This window comes from Mesorhizobium sp. WSM4822, from assembly GCF_055811155.1.
The window spans coordinates 520,963-537,396 of the sequence record NZ_JBVVQM010000001.1; the positions used below are offsets into that span (position 1 = coordinate 520,963).

Annotated in this window: 18 protein-coding genes; 2 read left to right on the forward strand and 16 right to left on the reverse strand. The window is 64.7% G+C overall.

The window, feature by feature from the left end; translation table 11 throughout:
• Positions 1-201: 201 nt before the first annotated feature.
• From AC0L3E_RS02600 to AC0L3E_RS02675, 16 genes are all read right to left on the reverse strand, one after another.
• A complete protein-coding gene (locus AC0L3E_RS02600; RefSeq protein ID WP_292459478.1) occupies positions 202-375 on the reverse strand; it encodes a hypothetical protein in 174 nt (57 codons plus the stop codon).
• A gap of 95 nt (positions 376-470) precedes the next feature.
• Complete coding sequence (locus AC0L3E_RS02605; protein WP_245466209.1) at positions 471-983, reverse strand: alcohol dehydrogenase catalytic domain-containing protein; 513 nt, start codon at positions 981-983, stop codon at positions 471-473.
• 145 nt (positions 984-1,128) lie between these two features.
• Positions 1,129-1,845 (reverse strand): amino acid ABC transporter ATP-binding protein, encoded by a 717-nt coding sequence (locus AC0L3E_RS02610; protein WP_032899517.1) that lies wholly within the window; start codon positions 1,843-1,845, stop codon positions 1,129-1,131.
• A gap of 79 nt (positions 1,846-1,924) precedes the next feature.
• Positions 1,925-2,728: a transporter substrate-binding domain-containing protein gene (locus tag AC0L3E_RS02615; protein ID WP_127268071.1), complete on the reverse strand. Its 804-nt coding sequence runs from the start codon at positions 2,726-2,728 to the stop codon at positions 1,925-1,927.
• Between the two features lie 63 nt (positions 2,729-2,791).
• Positions 2,792-3,448: an amino acid ABC transporter permease gene (locus tag AC0L3E_RS02620; protein ID WP_024504873.1), complete on the reverse strand. Its 657-nt coding sequence runs from the start codon at positions 3,446-3,448 to the stop codon at positions 2,792-2,794.
• Positions 3,449-3,458: 10 nt separating this feature from the next.
• Positions 3,459-4,130 carry an amino acid ABC transporter permease gene (locus AC0L3E_RS02625; RefSeq protein ID WP_024504874.1) on the reverse strand — a complete coding sequence of 224 codons (672 nt, stop codon included), beginning with the start codon at positions 4,128-4,130 and terminating at the stop codon, positions 3,459-3,461.
• A 174-nt stretch (positions 4,131-4,304) separates the two neighbouring features.
• The gene (locus AC0L3E_RS02630) at positions 4,305-5,360 is read right to left on the reverse strand and encodes an amidohydrolase family protein (RefSeq protein ID WP_024504875.1); all 1,056 of its coding nucleotides are present in this window, start codon (positions 5,358-5,360) and stop codon (positions 4,305-4,307) included.
• A gap of 49 nt (positions 5,361-5,409) precedes the next feature.
• On the reverse strand, positions 5,410-6,177 hold the full coding sequence (locus AC0L3E_RS02635) for a 2-keto-4-pentenoate hydratase (protein ID WP_024504876.1): 768 nt from the start codon (positions 6,175-6,177) through the stop codon (positions 5,410-5,412).
• 18 nt (positions 6,178-6,195) lie between these two features.
• Complete coding sequence (locus tag AC0L3E_RS02640; protein WP_032899540.1) at positions 6,196-6,945, reverse strand: SDR family NAD(P)-dependent oxidoreductase; 750 nt, start codon at positions 6,943-6,945, stop codon at positions 6,196-6,198.
• A gap of 24 nt (positions 6,946-6,969) precedes the next feature.
• The gene (locus AC0L3E_RS02645) at positions 6,970-8,073 is read right to left on the reverse strand and encodes an isocitrate/isopropylmalate dehydrogenase family protein (RefSeq protein WP_024504878.1); all 1,104 of its coding nucleotides are present in this window, start codon (positions 8,071-8,073) and stop codon (positions 6,970-6,972) included.
• A 213-nt stretch (positions 8,074-8,286) separates the two neighbouring features.
• Entirely contained in the window at positions 8,287-9,180 is an 894-nt protein-coding gene (locus AC0L3E_RS02650; RefSeq protein ID WP_024504879.1) for a LysR family transcriptional regulator, read from the reverse strand.
• A gap of 56 nt (positions 9,181-9,236) precedes the next feature.
• Complete coding sequence (locus AC0L3E_RS02655; RefSeq protein WP_196815412.1) at positions 9,237-9,521, reverse strand: protein-L-isoaspartate O-methyltransferase family protein; 285 nt, start codon at positions 9,519-9,521, stop codon at positions 9,237-9,239.
• Between the two features lie 81 nt (positions 9,522-9,602).
• Entirely contained in the window at positions 9,603-10,445 is an 843-nt protein-coding gene (locus AC0L3E_RS02660; protein WP_024504880.1) for a fumarylacetoacetate hydrolase family protein, read from the reverse strand.
• Positions 10,446-10,595: 150 nt separating this feature from the next.
• A complete protein-coding gene (leuD, locus tag AC0L3E_RS02665; protein WP_024504881.1) occupies positions 10,596-11,210 on the reverse strand; it encodes a 3-isopropylmalate dehydratase small subunit in 615 nt (204 codons plus the stop codon).
• Positions 11,211-11,212: 2 nt separating this feature from the next.
• On the reverse strand, positions 11,213-12,643 hold the full coding sequence (leuC, locus tag AC0L3E_RS02670) for a 3-isopropylmalate dehydratase large subunit (protein ID WP_024504882.1): 1,431 nt from the start codon (positions 12,641-12,643) through the stop codon (positions 11,213-11,215).
• Positions 12,644-13,081: 438 nt separating this feature from the next.
• Positions 13,082-13,828, reverse strand: coding sequence for an SDR family oxidoreductase (locus AC0L3E_RS02675; protein ID WP_024504883.1), 747 nt, complete (start codon positions 13,826-13,828; stop codon positions 13,082-13,084).
• Between the two features lie 413 nt (positions 13,829-14,241).
• Between AC0L3E_RS02675 and AC0L3E_RS02680 the strand changes: the two genes are divergently transcribed.
• Entirely contained in the window at positions 14,242-15,078 is an 837-nt protein-coding gene (locus tag AC0L3E_RS02680) for a glutaredoxin domain-containing protein (protein ID WP_473604169.1), read from the forward strand.
• Positions 15,079-15,235: 157 nt separating this feature from the next.
• The gene (trxB, locus tag AC0L3E_RS02685) at positions 15,236-16,174 is read left to right on the forward strand and encodes a thioredoxin-disulfide reductase (protein ID WP_128307958.1); all 939 of its coding nucleotides are present in this window, start codon (positions 15,236-15,238) and stop codon (positions 16,172-16,174) included.
• Positions 16,175-16,434: the final 260 nt, after the last annotated feature.

Genomic DNA, 16,434 nt, shown 5'->3' on the forward strand with positions numbered 1-16,434 from the left:
AAACCCCTCCCCTCGTGTCGCCCCGCCCCCCCCCCTGGTGTGGGGGGGGGGGGGGGCCCCCCCCCCCGGGGGGGGGGGGGCGGGCGGGGGGGCGGGGCGCGGCGCCCCCCCCCCCCCCCCCACGACTGCGTTCAGGCGAAGGCGATCTGTACCTTGATCGCCCGGCTCTTGTCGCCTGCCAGCAGGAAGGCGTCATTGGCATCAGTGACCGGCATGGTCGCGCTGAGCAGCGGCGCCACGTCGATCCGGCCCGAACCAATGAGCTTGGCGGCGAGAAAACGCGCCTGCGAAGCGGAAGCTGCCGCGCAGCACCAGTTCCTTGCCGACGATGGTCGAGATCGGCAGTTCGGGGACGGCGCCCTGGCCGACGAGCACGATGGTGCTGCGCGGCTGTGTCGCGCGCAGTGCCCGGGCGATGGTCGCGACTGGCCGGCGACCTCGAAGACGACGTCGAATAGCCCTTGTTGGACTCATAGCCGGCCAGCGCATCCGGCCCGACCGCCCGACGTTGACCGTATGGTCGGCGCCGAGCGAAGGGGCGAGGGCGAGCGGCTTGTCGAGGATGTCGGTGACCACCACTTCGCGCGCGCCAGTCGCGCCGAAAGCAGGAGGAGGAGGCCGATCGCGGCGTCGACGCCGGCAGCCATGGCGACGGCGTTGGCGGCGTCGCAGACGATGTAGTCGGCAAACCCGCCCTGCACGAGCGGCGTGCGCATCGCGCTGCCGAGGAAGCACATGTCGGAACAGTGGATCGGCTGGCCGCTGCGGCAGAAGCCGCAAGGGCCGCAGGGCGACGACGGACTGACGGCGACCATCGCGCCCAACTGCACGCCCACGACACCGGCGCCGAGCGCCGCGACATGCCCGGAAATCTCGTGATCGAGGATCATCGGCTCGCGCACTCGGACCGGCCCGAAGCCGCCATGGTTGTAACAATGCAGGTCGGAGCCGCAGATGCCGCCATTGGCGATCCGCACCAGCACCTGTTAGGGGCCAGGTTCGGGCCTGGCCCTTTCCTCGACGCGCAGGTCTTCTCTCGGCATGCAGAACCACGGCGCGCATGATGTTCAAATCCTCGTATCCGGCAGCATCTGCCGTCGCCGCTTCAGTACAGGGCGCACGCCATGTTCAATGGCTGATCTGGCTGAGGAACGCCTTGCTGCGGGCTTCCCTCGGATTGTCGAAGAAGGTGCCCGGCTCGCCCATCTCGACGATCTCGCCCTGGTCCATGAAGATGACGCGGTCGGCGACCTGGCGGGCGAACCCCATCTCGTGGGTGACGCAGAGCATGGTCATGCCTTCGTTGGCCAGTTCGATCATGGTGTCGAGGACTTCCTTGACCATCTCCGGGTCGAGCGAGGAGGTCGGCTCGTCGAACAGCATGATCCTGGGATTCATGCAGAGCGCGCGCGCGATCGCCACGCGCTGCTGCTGGCCGCCCGAAAGCTGGGCGGGATATTTGTGGGCCTGTTCGGGAATGCGCACGCGGGCGAGGTATTTGCGCGCGGTCTCCTCCGCCTTCGCCTTGGCGATGCCGGAAACCTTCATGGGCGCTAGCGTGCAGTTTTCGAGCACCGTCATGTGCGGGAACAGGTTGAACTGCTGGAACACCATGCCGACGTTGCGGCGCACCGCCTCGACGTTCTTCGGCCCCGCGGTGAGTTCGATGCCGTCGACGACGATCCTGCCGCTGCGGACCTGCTCGAGCTGGTTGATGCAGCGGATGAGCGTCGACTTGCCCGAGCCGGACGGGCCGCAAAGGACGATTCGCTCGCCTGTGCGGACCGTCAGGTTGACGGCCTTCAGCGCATGGAAAGCGCCGTAGTATTTCTCGACGTTTTCCATGCTCACCGCGAGCGAGACGGTTGCGTTCGCCTGTTCTGAACTCACGTGGACATCTCCCTGCGGCCGGCCGTGCCTGAACCTACTTCTCGGCGTTTTCGATGAAGTCCGGCAACGGCGCCTTCATCCATTGCTCGTGCAGCTTGCCCAGGCTTCCGTCCTTCTTCTTCCCGTTCAGGAAGTCGTTGACGGCGGCAAGCAGCTCGGGCGAGTCCTTGCGCACGACGATACCCTGCGCCTGCTGGCGCAGCAGGAACTTCTTGGTGAAGCGGTCCGGCGCCGTCTTTTCGATCTGGCCGATCGCGATGTCGGCAACGCCGAGCAGCGGCACCTGGCCGGAGATCAGTGCCTGCGCGGAGGAGGCGTCGTCGTCGTAGCGCTGGACGTTGGTGTCGGCCGCGGCGATTGCCGTCACGGCGGTGTCCTGCGTGGTGCCGCGGGTGACGCCGATCGTCTGGCCCGCGAGGCCCGCCTTGTCGGTGATGGCGATATCCTTGTCGCCATAGACGAACTGCTCGAGACCGGCATAGGGCACCGAGAAGTTGACAACCTTGAGGCGTTCCTCGGTGATGCCGAGCGTGGCAAACAGCACGTCGGCCTGGCCCGACAGCAGGTACTGGATGCGGTTGGCCGAGGTCACCGGCAGGATGGTCAGCTTGACGCCGATGCTGTCGGCGAACTCCTTGGCGAGATCGGGATCGTAGCCGACGGCCTGGCCGTTGGAATCGAGCAGGCCGAAGGGTGGGTAATCGACCAGCGAGCCGACGGTGATCGTGCCTTTGTCCTTGATTTCCTTCAAGGTCAGGGCTGAAGCCGGCATCACGGTGACGGCCGCCGCGACCGCGACGCTCGCGACGAACGTCAGAGCATTTTTCCAGAGTGTCATCAGGTGTATCCTCCCTTTCAAAAAATGGATCCCCGACATCGAGGGTCCGGACAATTCGAGACGTCAGCGTGTCGCCAGAGCGGCGTAATGCCCTTCCATGCGCCGGGCGTAGACCGAAAGCGGCCAGCACAGGCAGAAGTAGATGATGGTCACCAGCCCGTAGACCTTGAGCGGCGAGTAGGTCGCGTTGTTCATGATCTGCGCGGCGCGCATCAGCTCGACGAAGCCGATGATCGAGGCGAGCGACGTGCCCTTGATCAGCTGGACGAGGAAGCCGACGGTCGGCGCCAAGGCGATGCGCGCGGCCTGCGGCAGGATCACCGATTTCATCCGATCGAAATAGGACAGGCCAAGCGCCCAGCTCGCCTCGCTCTGGCCTTCCGGCACCGCCTGGATGCAGCCGCGCCAGATCTCGCCGAGAAAGGCGGCGGCGTGCACGGTAAGCGCCAGTGCGGCCGCCACCCAGGGGCTGACGCCGAAGCCGATGATCTGCAGGCCGAAATAGGTGAGGAAGAGCTGCATCAAGAGCGGCGTGCCCTGGAACAGGCGAATGAAGCCGAGCGCCGGCAGGCAGAGCAGCCGGTATTTCGACACCCGCGCCAGCGCCACCACGAGTCCGCCGACGGCGCCGCCGGCAAAGGCGGCGGCCGAAAGCGCGATGGTCCACTGGACAGCCAGAATGATGAACCAGAATTCCTGTATGCCGAAGGGGCGGATCATGACCTCGCTCCTACCGGCTTAAGGGATAGTTAAAGGCGAGGCGCTGGATCAGGCGGAACAGGCCGGAGAAGCCGAGCGACATGACGAGGTACATGCCGGTGATGACAAGATAGACCTCGAAGGCGGTGAAGGTTCGCTGCTGGATGTCGTTGCCGGCGGCGGCCAGGTCCGTCGCCGAGATCACCGAGACGACGCTGGTCGACAGCATCAGGTAGACGAACTGGCTGGTCAGCGCCGGGTAGATGGTACGCACCGCCTGCTTCAGGATGATGTAGCGGAAGATCTGCAGGCGGTTGAGCCCGAGCGCGACGCCGGCCTCGACCTGGCCCTTGGCGATGGATTCGATGCCGGCCCGGATGATTTCGGTGGCGAAGGCGCCGACATTGACCACCAGCGCCACGATGGCGGCGGTGTTCGGCGTCATGCGGATGCCGAATTCCGGCAGCGCGAAATAAATGAAGTAGATCTGCGCCAGGAAGGGTGTGTTACGGACGAGCTCGATATAGGCGTCGATCAGCCAGCGCAGCGGGGGCGGCCCGCCGGTCTTGGCAAAGGCCAGCACGACGCCGACGATCAGGCCGAGAATCATGGCAACGAACGAGAGCTGGATGGTGATCCACGCGCCCGTTAGAAGATGGTCCATGTTCGCGAACACGGGCGCGAATAGGAGCTGATACTGCATGACCTCCCTAACTTCCGGCTGCTCCAGAAATGCCTGCCCGCCACGCTCCGATCCGCCGACCGCGCGCGCCTCCCTATCGGGGAAGCTTAAGCCGGCGGCGCGATGCAGAGATATTATCGGTTCGGTTCCCCCCACCTCGCCAAATGTGTTGGCTGGCGCCGCCCGCGCGGCGGTTCAATCCAGCCGGTAGACGCGCCTCGCGGTGCCGGCAAACAGCCCGCGTTTCACGCCGTCGGATGCGCCGGAAACGATGCGCTTGAAGGCGTTCCAAAGGGCGGCATAGCCGATGCCCATCCGGTCGACCGGGAAGTTGCTCTCGAACATGGCGCGGTCGGCTCCGAAGAGTTCGATGCAGGTCTCGATGTAGGGACCCCACATGGAGGCGAGTTCGGCCGAGGTCGGCGGCGCGGGCCGGGTGTTGTAGTCGTAGGCGGCAAGCCGCATCATCATGCCGCCGAGCTTGATCGAGACGTTCGGGCAGGTGGCGAGTTCGGCCATCGACGCCTTCCAGGCGGCGAAGACCTCGTCCTTGCGGCCGGCATAGGGGCCGTAGCCGAGCGGGCAGCCGCAATGGCCCATGACGATGCTGGCCTCCGGAAAGGCGCGCGCGAGGTCGGTGACGTCGGCGAGCTGGGGATGGTAGAGCCAGGCGTCGAAGGATAGGCCCATGGCGACGAGCCGGGCAAATCCGGCGCGGAAATGCGGCTGCCCGTAAAGCCCGGGCGCGATGCCCGGAAAGCTGTTGCCGATGATCGGGTCGGCGTCCCACCCGCCTGAGTGGCGGATGCCTCGGAAACGACCGCCGCCGGCCCGTACATGCGCCTCCAGGACCGGCGCGACGCCGTCGCCGAGCATCAGGTCGGCGAAGCCGACGATGCCGGCCGCAACACGGATCGGCCCGTAGATGCCATTGTCGCACATGGCGGCGATGCCGGCGGCGACCTCGGTCTCACCGACGGGCTGCATCTCCTTCGGGCCGAAGGCGCGATCCCATTCGTAAGCGTTCATGTGAACGGTGGCGACGACCGTGTGGCCACTGTTGGCATCGGCGAGGAACTCGTCGAGCATGTAGCGGTGGCCGCTGGTGGTGCGAAGGTCCCAGAGATGATGATGGGTGTCGATGATCTCCAATTCGGGGTCGAGAATGACCTCCGGCTCTGCCGTCGCCAGCCAGGCTTCGTCCGGCGGGAAAATACGGCCGTATCGGGTGGGCAGTCTGGACGAACGCATCGGTATTCCCTGTCTCATTTTTTGTCCGTGGACCGTGAAGCCGGCGGCCTCACGGAGCGGGCACAAGCCGGCAACGCAATGCCGATCCCGTGCCGGTGACGGCGAGTTCGCACGGCGCCGCGACGTCGAACGGTTGCGTCAGCGTACCGGTGAAGACCACGCCGCTACACCTCCGGACCTGTCCCCGTTCGCGCAGATGCGCGATCAGGTGGCCGAGCACCGCGAGCGTATCGGGCAGATCGTCGCCGCGCAGGCCGCGGGCGCGCAAATGGCCGTCGACCGTGACGCCGGCATGTGCGGCGATGTCGCCGATCGCGTCAAGATCGACTGTTTGGCCCAGGACCACCGCATGCGACACGCAATTGTCGGCGATCGTGGCCGGTACGCCGATGCGCTGGCGGTCGGGAAGGCGCGAGGAGACGATTTCGAAGCCGATATGCGCGGATTCGATCAGGTCTGGGGTGACGACGGGTCCGGCGTCACACGCCAGCACGAGCGCGATCTCCAGTTCGATAGTGACGCTGGCATCGCGGGGCACGATGACGTCTTCGCCACTGACGTGGCGGCGCGGCGCCAGGATGCGCCCGAAGATCGGGCGGGAGAGACCGGCGCCGCGATAGAAGTTGCGCCCGGCGAGGCCGATCTTCCAGCCGACGACCGCATGGCCGAGGAGCGCGATCAGCCGGTCCTGGACATCGTAGCCTTCGGCGAGGCTGCGCGGCCGTACGTCGGCGCGCAATCCGGCCGGCTGCGCACCGGCGCGCCATGCGCTCGCCAGTCCCTCTGCCGCGCGGTCGAGATCGAAGCTGTCGCTCATGTTGTCAACGGCCCGTCATCAGGCGAAGAAGACGCCGCCATTGACGTTGACGATCTCGCCGCAGAAATTGCTCGCCCCCTTCGTGCATAGGAAGGCGATCGGCCAGGCGATCTCCTCGGCGGTGGCCATGCGTCCGAGCGGAAAGTTTTCGCGCGGAAAGTCGATGTTGGCGCTGAACGGCGTCACGACCGGTCCGGGGGCGACGCCGTTGACCAGAACGCCGCCCGGCGCAGCCTTGCGGGCAAGCAGGCGGACCAGCGCGTGCAACCCGCCCTTGGAGGTGACGTAATCGGGCGGCGTCGTCGTCAGCGTGCCGCCGTGCCAGCCGGCCAGCGAGCCGATGAGGATCAACCGGCCGCCGCCGTTCCCGGCCATGTGGGCGATGCCGGCGTGACCGAGTTCGATCGGCAGCCGGACGTTGACCGCCATGGTCCGGGCGAAGCGGGCTTCCCAGTTTGGGTCCTGGTCCCAGGGAATCTGCGTCGGAACGATGCCCGCGCAATGGACGACCGCGCGGACCGGCCCGGAGGCGAAGAGCCGGGCTATGGCGCCGGGCGTCAGGAGGTCGCCCTGGACCGTTTCGGGAACGACGTTGTGGGCGATGAGATCGGCACAGGTCGCGTCGAGGCTCGAGACATCGGCGAGCAGCAGGTCGGCGCCGAGGCTGGCGAGAGCGCTTGCCGTCGCCCGGCCGATCCCGCTCGCCGCGCCGGTGACGACAATGCGCTGGCCGCTGAGGTCGAGCGCTTCGGGAAGAGATAGTGCCATGAATTCCACCCTGAAGCTGGCGTTTCAGACCCTGGCGCGCGGTGCCAGCCGCTCGATGATCGCCCGGGCGATCGCGCCCGTGCCGTCGCTGCCGCCAATGTCATAGGGACGAACCGAGCCGGCGCCAAACGCCGCGTCAACGGCGGTCTCGATCTCGTCGGCTGCTTCCAGGCAGGCCTCGCTGCTATGGCGGGCGCCGAGCCAGTCGAGCATCATGGCGGTCGACAGGATCATCGCGACCGGATTGGCGATGCCCTGGCCGGCAATGTCGGGCGCGGTGCCATGGCAGGGCTGGAACAAAGCGTGGTCGTCGCCGATATCGGCCGACGGCGCGAAGCCCATTCCGCCGACGAGCCCGGCCCCCAGGTCCGACAGGATGTCGCCGAACATGTTCTCGGTGACCATCACGTCGAAATCCCACGGCCGGCGGATGAGGTCGAGCGCGGTGGCGTCGATCGAATGCTGGGCCGCCGTGACGTCGGGATGCTGCGAGGCGACCTCGAAGAAGATCTTGCGCATGAAGGCGAACGACCGGAACACGTTTGACTTGTCGATGAGCGTCACCGTGCCCTTGCGCTTGCGCCGCCGGGCGCGTCGCTCGGCGAGCTTGAAGGAGAAGTGCGACACCCGCTCGGTGACGTCGCGCGTGATCCGCATCGTGTCGGTGGCGACCTTGTCGTCGGTCACGATGCCCTTGCCGCGCGAGGCAAACAGCCCCTCGGTCGATTCTCGCACCAGCGCGAAATCGATCTCGGAAGCGCGCGGCGAAGCCAGAGCCAGCGGCACGCCGGGAATGGCCCGGATCGGGCGCAGGCCCGCGTAGAGCTTCATGCGAAAGCGCATGTCGAGCTGGGGGGCTGGCTCGGTGCCGTCGGGATGGCGGATGTCCGGCGAACCCATGGCGCCGAACAGGATGGCGTCGGCCCGTTCGGCCGCCTCGAATCCCTCTTCGGTCATGGCGACGCCGGTCTCCTGATACTGGCGGGCGCCGCCATTGACGCGCTCCATCTTGAAGCCGATGTCGTGACGCTTCTCGATCGCCTCCAGCACCGCCGTCGCCGCCTCCATAACCTCGACGCCGATGCCGTCGCCCGGCATGATCGCGAGCCGAAAAGAGTTCTCTCTCATGAAATTCTCCCGGAGCGCCGTATCTCCCCGACGGGGATGGACGCCCACGCTTTGAATGGATGCATCGCGCTTGCCGAAGACCGGTTTGCGATCCTGGACCCGATGCTGGTGAACACGGCGCGACGTTATGATGGCTGCCGCCGACGCGACAGTATCGGTTCGGCAGGCCCCCCTTATCAAACAGCGACGATCGGCGGCGGCTGGCGATCACCGCTATGGGACGGACCGCAGGTGATCGAGCATGAACAGCGCCGCGGTCGTCAGCTGTCGGTCGTTGCGGACGCAGATGACGTGCGGACGCGTCGACCATTCGTCGAGCAGCGGAATGGCGCAGACCCGGTCGTTGCCAACTTTGTCGGCCAGCACGCCGTCCGGCAGGATAGTGATGCCGAGCCCGGCCTCGACCATACGCACGGCCGATTCGAAGGTCTTCACCTCGATGCACGTCTTCAGCGTCATGCTGAGCGCGTCGGCCGCACCCGCGAGCAGGGTGCCGAGCGAACTGGTGACGGCGAGCCCGACATGGTCGAAGCCGAGCGTGTCGGCAAAGCGCACCCCGCCCGACGTGCTGAGCGGGTGCCCGGCCGGAACCAGAACCACCAGCTTGTCGTGCCTGTAGTCGAAGACATCCAGCGCATCCGGGAAGGCCATGTTGCCCGCCAGGATACCGATGTCCGTCAGGCCCTCGATCGTCGCCTGCAGGACGCCGAGGCTCGAATCCTCGACCAGGATGATCTTCACCGAGGGATAGGCCTTGGTGAAGCTGGCGATCTGGCTCGGCATGTATTGAACGATGGCCGAGGTGTGCGCGTGAATGCGCACCTGGCCGGCGACGCCGGAGGCGAAGGTGCTCATCTCCGAGGTCATCCGGTTGATCTGGCTGAACAGGGTCGCCGCGTGCTTGGCGAGCATCTCGCCGGCGGGCGTCGCCTCGACGCCGCGCGAATGCCGATAGAACAGCGGCGCCCCGAGTTCCGATTCAAGCGAGTGGAGGCGCTTGCTGATCGCCGACGACGCGATGTTCTCGCGCGCCGCCGCCTTGCTGATGTTGCCCAGATTGTAGACGGCAAGGAAGATTCTGAGCGTCGTGAAATCGGGATGGAACATGCCGTTCTGCCTTTGTTGGGTGGAACCGCTAGTCCTTAAGCGACAATCCGGCAGCGTCAAGCGCGGCCGGATTGGGAACGGTTGGCGCCGCGCGTCAGTCCTCTTCGGGCCCGCCTTGTTCGCCGATGAGCGGGAGGAACCGGCCGCCGCCGAAATCCTCCTCCCTGTAGGTCGCGGCTGCCCTTCGTGCGGTCCTGACGAGACGCTGGCTGTAGGGTCTTCGCCGACGGGATCAAGAGCCGGCCACCGATGTCGAGCTGTTCGCGCAGGGCGGGCGGCGGGGCGGGCGCGGCAGCCGCCACCAGGATGGCGTCGAAGGGCGCGGCGTCCGGCCAGCCCATGGTGCGTCGCCCGCGCGCACCGCGACGTTGTCGTAGCCGAGTTTCCCGAACCGTTGCCGCTGTGCAGGGCGTGTGCCCCTGTCAGCCTTGGTAGAACTCCTGACGCTGCATGCCGAGGCCCTCGATGCCGAGCGTAACGACGTCGCCTGCCTTGAGGAAGATGTTCGGTTTCTGGCCTAGGCCGACGCCAGGAGGGGTGCCGGTGGAGATGATGTCTCCCGGCAGCAGGCTCATGAACTGCGACAGGTAGGACACCAGATAGCGGACGCCGTAAATCATCGTTTTGGTCGAGCCGTCCTGGAATTTGCGCCCGTTGACCTCGAGATGCATCTTGAGGTTCTGCGGGTCGTCGATCTCGTCGGCCGTCACCAGCCACGGGCCGGTCGGTCCGAACGTATCGCAGGACTTGCCCTTGGTCCACTGGCCCTGACGTTCAGCCTGGAAGGCGCGCTCGGAAACGTCATTGATGACGCAATAGCCCGCGACATAGTCCATCGCCTCGGCCTCCGACACGTATTTTGCGGTCTTGCCGATGACGACGCCGAGCTCGACTTCCCAGTCGGTCTTGAGTGATCCACGCGGGATTTCGACCGGATCGTTGGGGCCGACAATGGCCGACGTGGCCTTCATGAAGATGATCGGCTCCGGCGGCACCGTCGCGCCCGTCTCTGCGGCGTGGTCGGAATAATTCAGGCCGATGCAGATGAACTTGCCGGTGCCGGCAACGCAGGCACCGAGGCGCGGGTTGCCTTCGATCAAGGGCAAGGTCATCGGGTCGATGGCGCGTAGTGCGTCAAGACTTTCCGGAAGCAACGTACTACCGGCAAAGTTGGCCACCTTGCCAGATAGGTCGCGGATGCGGCCGTCCTTATCGAGCATTCCGGGCTTTTCCTGGCCCAACGGGCCATAATGCAACAACTTCATTTTAGGGGTCACTCCTCGACATGACTTCTCGTTCTAAAGACGTAGTCGGCAGTCGTGGCGGCCGCAAAAGCCGGAAGGTCGCGGCCGATAGACAACAAGTTCCTTGCTACGCCAAACCTGCCATTTGGGCGATGAAGGCATTCGCGCTTATCAGTCCGGAACGGTCCAGCCCTGCTCGGCCGCGTGGCGCTTCTCGAAGGCATCGATTTGGTCCTTCTGTGACAGCGTGTAGTCGAGTTCGTCGATGCCGTTTAGCAAGCAGTGCTTGGAGAACTCATCTATCTCGAAGGAATGGACCGCTCCGTTCGGGGCGGTCAGAGTCTGTGCGGCGAGATCGACCTCAATGGTCGCCCCCTGTTGTTCCTTGAGCTGGATCATGATGCTGCTGATTGCGTCGCGTTTCAGTACCACTGGCAGCAGACCGTTCTTCAAGCTGTTGGAGAAGAAGATGTCGCCAAAGCTTGGCGCGACGACAACCCGGAAACCATAGTCCGCAACCGCCCAGACGGCATTTTCGCGCGACGAGCCGCAACCGAAATTATCTTCGCCAACCAAGATCTCGCCGTGGCGATAGGGTGGCGTGTTGAGTACAAAATTTTCCCGCTCCTTGCCGCCGTCGTCGAAGCGCAGATCGTGGAAGAGATATTGGGCAAAGCCCTCGGCGCGGGGTTTCGAAAGGAAGCGCGCCGGCAGGATCTGGTCGGTATCGACATTGACGCCAGGAAAGGGAACGGCTGTCGCCGTGACCGACTTGAACGGTTCCATGGTCATTCTCCTCGCTGAAACTGGCGAACGTCGGTGAGGTGGCCGGTGATAGCGGCTGCGGCCGCCATGGTCGGGCTCATCAAGTGGGTACGTGCGCCGCGGCCCTGTCGGCCGACGAAATTACGATTTGAGGTCGAGGCGCAGCGCTTGCCGGAAGCCACGGTCTCGCCATTGGTTCCCAGGCAAAGCGAACAGCCCGCCTCGCGCCACTCGAAACCGGCGTGGAGGAAGATGCTGTCCAGCCCCTCAGCCTCCGCCTGAGCCTTGACCAGGCCAGACCCAGGCACGATCCAAGCTTCGACTCTCGGATGGACCGTCCGGCCTTTGACGACCGCCGCGGCGGATCTCAAGTCCTCGATCCGGCCATTGGTGCACGAGCCGATGAATACCCGGTCGACCGGGATTTCAGCCAGCAACGTGCCGGGTTCGAGTCCCATATATGTAAGCGCCTTCGACATGGCTTCGCGGCGCTCGGCGGTGTTGGCGCGATCCGGGTCTGGCACTAGCGCGTCGATTGGAGCGACGTCCTCAAGGCTCGTGCCCCAGGTTACCATCGGCGCGATCTCGGCCGCGTCGAGTGTGACTTCCCTGTCGAACACGGCGTCGGGATCCGAGCCGAGCTGCGACCAGCGCTCGACCGCCTTGTCCCAGGCTTCTCCCGAGGGCGAATAGGGCCGGCCCCTCACATAGTCGAACGTCACCTGGTCTGGCGCGATCATGCCGGCGCGCGCGCCGGCCTCGATCGACATATTGCAGACAGTCAAGCGGCCTTCCATGGTCAGATCACGGATGGCGGAGCCGGCATATTCGATGACATAGCCGACCGCGCCAGCGGCGCCGATCTTACGGATAATGGCGAGAATGACGTCCTTGGCGCTTACGCCGAAGCCCAGTTCGCCCTCGACGGAAATCCGCATGGATTTCGGTTTGCGCTGCCATAGCGTTTGGGTGGCCAACACCTGCGTTGCCTGCGTCATGCCGACGCCGAACGCCAGAGCGCCCAGCGCGCCGTGCGTCGAGGTATGACTGTCGGCGCAAACGATGGTCATGCCCGGCTGGCTGATGCCCTGCTCGGGGCCGATGACATGCACGATGCCCTGCCGGCTGTCGGCAAGTTCAAACACGGTGAAGCCGAGCTCCTTGGCGTTCTCCATCAGCGACTCGACCATGCCGCGGCGCTCGGCGCTGGGAATGCGCGCAACCTGACGCACGTCAGTCGGCACGTAGTGGTCGGGCGTGCCGAAAATTTGATGAGGAGCTCTCGGGCGCAAGCCGCGCGCCCGCAGGAACTCGAATGCTGGCTGATAACCGTCGTGGATGAGATGCCGGTCGACATAGAGCAGCGTCTCACCGTCCGCGCGGTCGAGGATGCTGTGCTGCGACCAGATCTTGTCCAGCATGGTGAGAGCCGCGCGAGGCCGGCCTAAGCTCATCATATTTTTCTCCCATAGGAAGCAGATCAAACGAAGCAAGCAACCAAAGGCGGTGATGCTCAGCCGCAGCCGGTGAGTAGCATGGCGCCCGCCGATACGTTCGGGGCCATTTTCTAACGTAGTGACGTCCGCCCCAAGGAGTCTTTGTTGGGAAGGGTGTCATCGCAACGCGCGATGACTGGCGATTGTCGCACCGAGTTGATCGGCTCACCATCGATTCTGGCCAAGGCGTGTCGGGTGGACAGCTTCCCCTCCCGACGCTCGTCCACGGGCGCATCCAACCCGACTCCCTGCAACGGGCGTCGATCCGAACAGACCGTCCAAACTACTTCTCTTCAAGCAACACGGGGGGCCCCTGGGGCTTGGAAGCCAGTGCAGTTAGCTGGCTCCTAACGATGCCGCATCTCTTTCAAGGGACAGGCCCGCCGAGCGGTCATCTCAAAGCTGGCTCTTGCCCCCGTCAACGACGATCTCGGTGCCCAGCATGAAGGACGAGGCGTCGGAGGCGAGGAAAAGCGCCACTTCCGCCTGCTCGGATGGATCGGCGGCGCGGCCGATCGGCACGCGTGCCTGAACGGTCGCCAGCGCCTTTTCGGCGCCGTTGGCGAACGGTCCTTCGCTGGTGAACACGGCGGTCTTGGTTGGTCCTGGCGACAGGCAGAAGACACGGATGCGGCGCGACAAGAGGTCTGCCGAAATCGCCTTGGCTAGGGCCAAGGCCGGAGCCTTCGAAGCCGCGTACAGTGCCATATTGGGCTGACCGGTCTTGGCGGCGATCGACCCCGTCAGGATCACCACGCCGCAATCGCGCATGAAGGGTGCTGCCTTTTGGACCGTGAAGAACTGGCCCTTGGTGTTGACAGCAAAAAGCTTATCGAAATCCTCGCCGGTCCAGTCGGCGAACGGCTTGAACACGGTGATGCCGGCATTGGCGAAGACGATGTCGATGCCTCCGAGCGCTTCCGAGGCAAGCACCGCACCAGCCGCGATGGAGTCCAGGTCGGAGACGTCCATATGGACGCCGACACTGCCCGGACCCAGCTCGGCTGCCAGCGCCTGGGCTTTCTTGCCGTCGCGTGCGCAGAGCGCCACACGCGCGCCTTCGCGGACGAATGTCCGCGCCGCAGCAAGCCCGATGCCGCTCGTTCCGCCGGTAATCAGCGCAGTCTTACCCGCAAGTCGCATTCACAATCCCTCAATGTTGGCGCCCGCATCCGTCTGGTGGTGAGAACCTACGGGAACGGCGGGTGGTAGGAGCCCAGCTCATCTTCGCCGGCACACCCCCGGGCCAAATGGAGCATGCCCCGCTCTGATAGCGTTTGACCGGCTGCTCGGCATGAATGCTCTCTTTGCCCCTTCATGGTGCAGACGAGAGCGCCGACGCGGACGTGGCGCCAGTCTCGGCCTCTCTTAAAAGCAGGCTTCCATGATCGAAAGTCGCAAACGGGAAGGAAAGCATCGTGCCCGACGATGCCGCGGCCCGGCACATCGCCGATCACGATGCCCCCCTTCCCGAATGGCGTCTTCAGTTGCTGCCCACGACGCCTTAGACAATCCGGGGACGCTACAGTTTGCCGGCTGATCCCGACTGGGATCGCGTGGTCCGCCGCGCCGCACGCAAGTCGAAGGATTTCAAGATTCTCGGTTCAAGAGCAGGAGATTTATACATGTACACCGATCCGATCAGGGTTTTCTGGGTGCCTGGATGCTCGGCCTGCGTCAAGACGAAGGAGTTCCTGACCAGTCTCGGCGTGCCGTTCGAATCCGTGAACCTGCTCGAGAACGAGCAAGGCGCAGCCGACCTCGCCAAGCTCGGCGCGAAGTCTTTGCCTGTAGTATCGCGCGGCGAGAAGTTCACCTTTGCCCAGTCGCTCGACCAGGTCGCCGAGTTCGTCGGCAGGAAGCGAGACGGCGTCGAGCGACTGCCGCCTGAAGAGCTCCATCGGCGCTGGCAGGAATTTCTCGCGGTAGCGAGATCACTGATCGTGGAGATTCCGATGGACAAGCTCGGCCACCATCCCATTCCGAACCGCCTGGAGCGAACGGTCCTTGGCCTTGCCTATCACATCTTCCAGATACCTGACGTGTTCGTCCGCAACGTCGCGGGAGAATTCGAGGATTGGGCGCACTACGTCAATCTTCCCGCGCCTGATGACATGAAGAACAATGCCGACATCCTTGCTTTTGCCGACGCATCGATCGCGACCCTGACGGGCTGGTGGGATGGCTTGCAGGACCGCGCCTGCCTATGGACCGTCCGGACTTATTATGGCGTGCGTTCGGGCTGGGAGGTACTTGAGCGCCAGACCTGGCACTCGGCGCAGCATACGCGCCAGTTGCAGGCGGTACTCGAAGGCTTTGATATTCCTCTCTCCAAGACTGTCGACGCGAAACTCTATGACGGTCTGCCGATGCCGGTCGCCCTCTGGGAATAGCGCCGCCGCGGTTGCCAACGACGGCCTCTCCCGCCATGCCAGCTGATGGCTACGTCGGACCGCTGCTTTTCGGAGCGGGCGCGAGGCAGCGGATAACCGAGGCGGGCGGGCAATACCGTCGAGCCGGGCAAACCCACCAGCAATCCTGGGCGAACGAATGAGCACACGGGTCATCATTATCGGGTCGGGGCCGGCGGGCTACACCGCCGCCATCTATGCGGCACGCGCGCTGTGCAATCCCGTGCTGATCTGTGGGCCGCAACCTGGTGGACAGCTGACGGTAACCACGGATGTCGAGAACTATCCGGGATTCCCCGACATCGTCCAGGGCCCATGGCTCATGGAGCAGATGCAGAAACAGGCGGAACACTGCGGGGCGACTATCGTCACTGACCATGTCGAAACCGCCGATCTCAGCGAGCGGCCGTTCAGGGTAATCACGTCGTCCGGCAAGCGCTACGAGACCGAGGCGCTCATCATCGCGACCGGCGCCCAGGCCAGGTGGCTTGGCCTGCCTTCGGAAGAGCGTTTCCGCGGCTTCGGTGTCTCCGCTTGCGCTACATGCGACGGCATATTCTTCATCCGCAAGCACGTCGTGGTGGTTGGCGGGGGCAACACCGCGGCCGAGGAAGCGCTATTCCTCAGCAAATATGCGTCTAAGGTCACGCTCGTGCACCGTGGTGCCAGTTTGCGAGCGGAGAAAATCCTGCAGCAACGACTGTTCAACGACACGAAAATCGAGGTCGTCTGGGAGCATGTAGTGGATGAAGTTCTGGGCAACGAAGAACCGGCGCTCTCCGTCGAAGGCATTCGCCTCAGGCATGCCAGAACGGGTGCTGTGCAGAACCTGCCTGCCGACGGGCTGTTCGTCGCGATCGGCCACAGCCCGTCCGTCCGGGTCTTTGGCGACCAGCTCCGACAGAAGCCCGGTGGCTACATCTGGGTTGAGCCTGGATCGACGCGCACCAACGTTCCGGGCGTCTTTGCGGCAGGCGATGTAAGCGACGATGTCTATCGGCAGGCGGTAACCGCTGCCGGCCTCGGCTGCATGGCCGCCATCGAAGCGGAACGGTTCCTCGCTCACCCTCATTCGTAATGCTTGCGGCTGCGCAACCGGGCCTGGCTCGCTCTACCATGCTTTGCCATATTCTCTCCGCTCCGCCGTCTATCGGTAAAGCATACCGCGGCACCTGGCTCCGAGCAGAAGCCTTATCCTCGCAGTGTGCGATGCCGGCATAAGAATCTACGACTCACCTTTTTGCGCCGTTTCTTTTTATAAGGTCGCCGTACTGCGCCGTCGGCCATGCCGTCGCGAAGTGCCGCGGGAGGCCAAGAGGAACGGTGATGGGCTTTTAG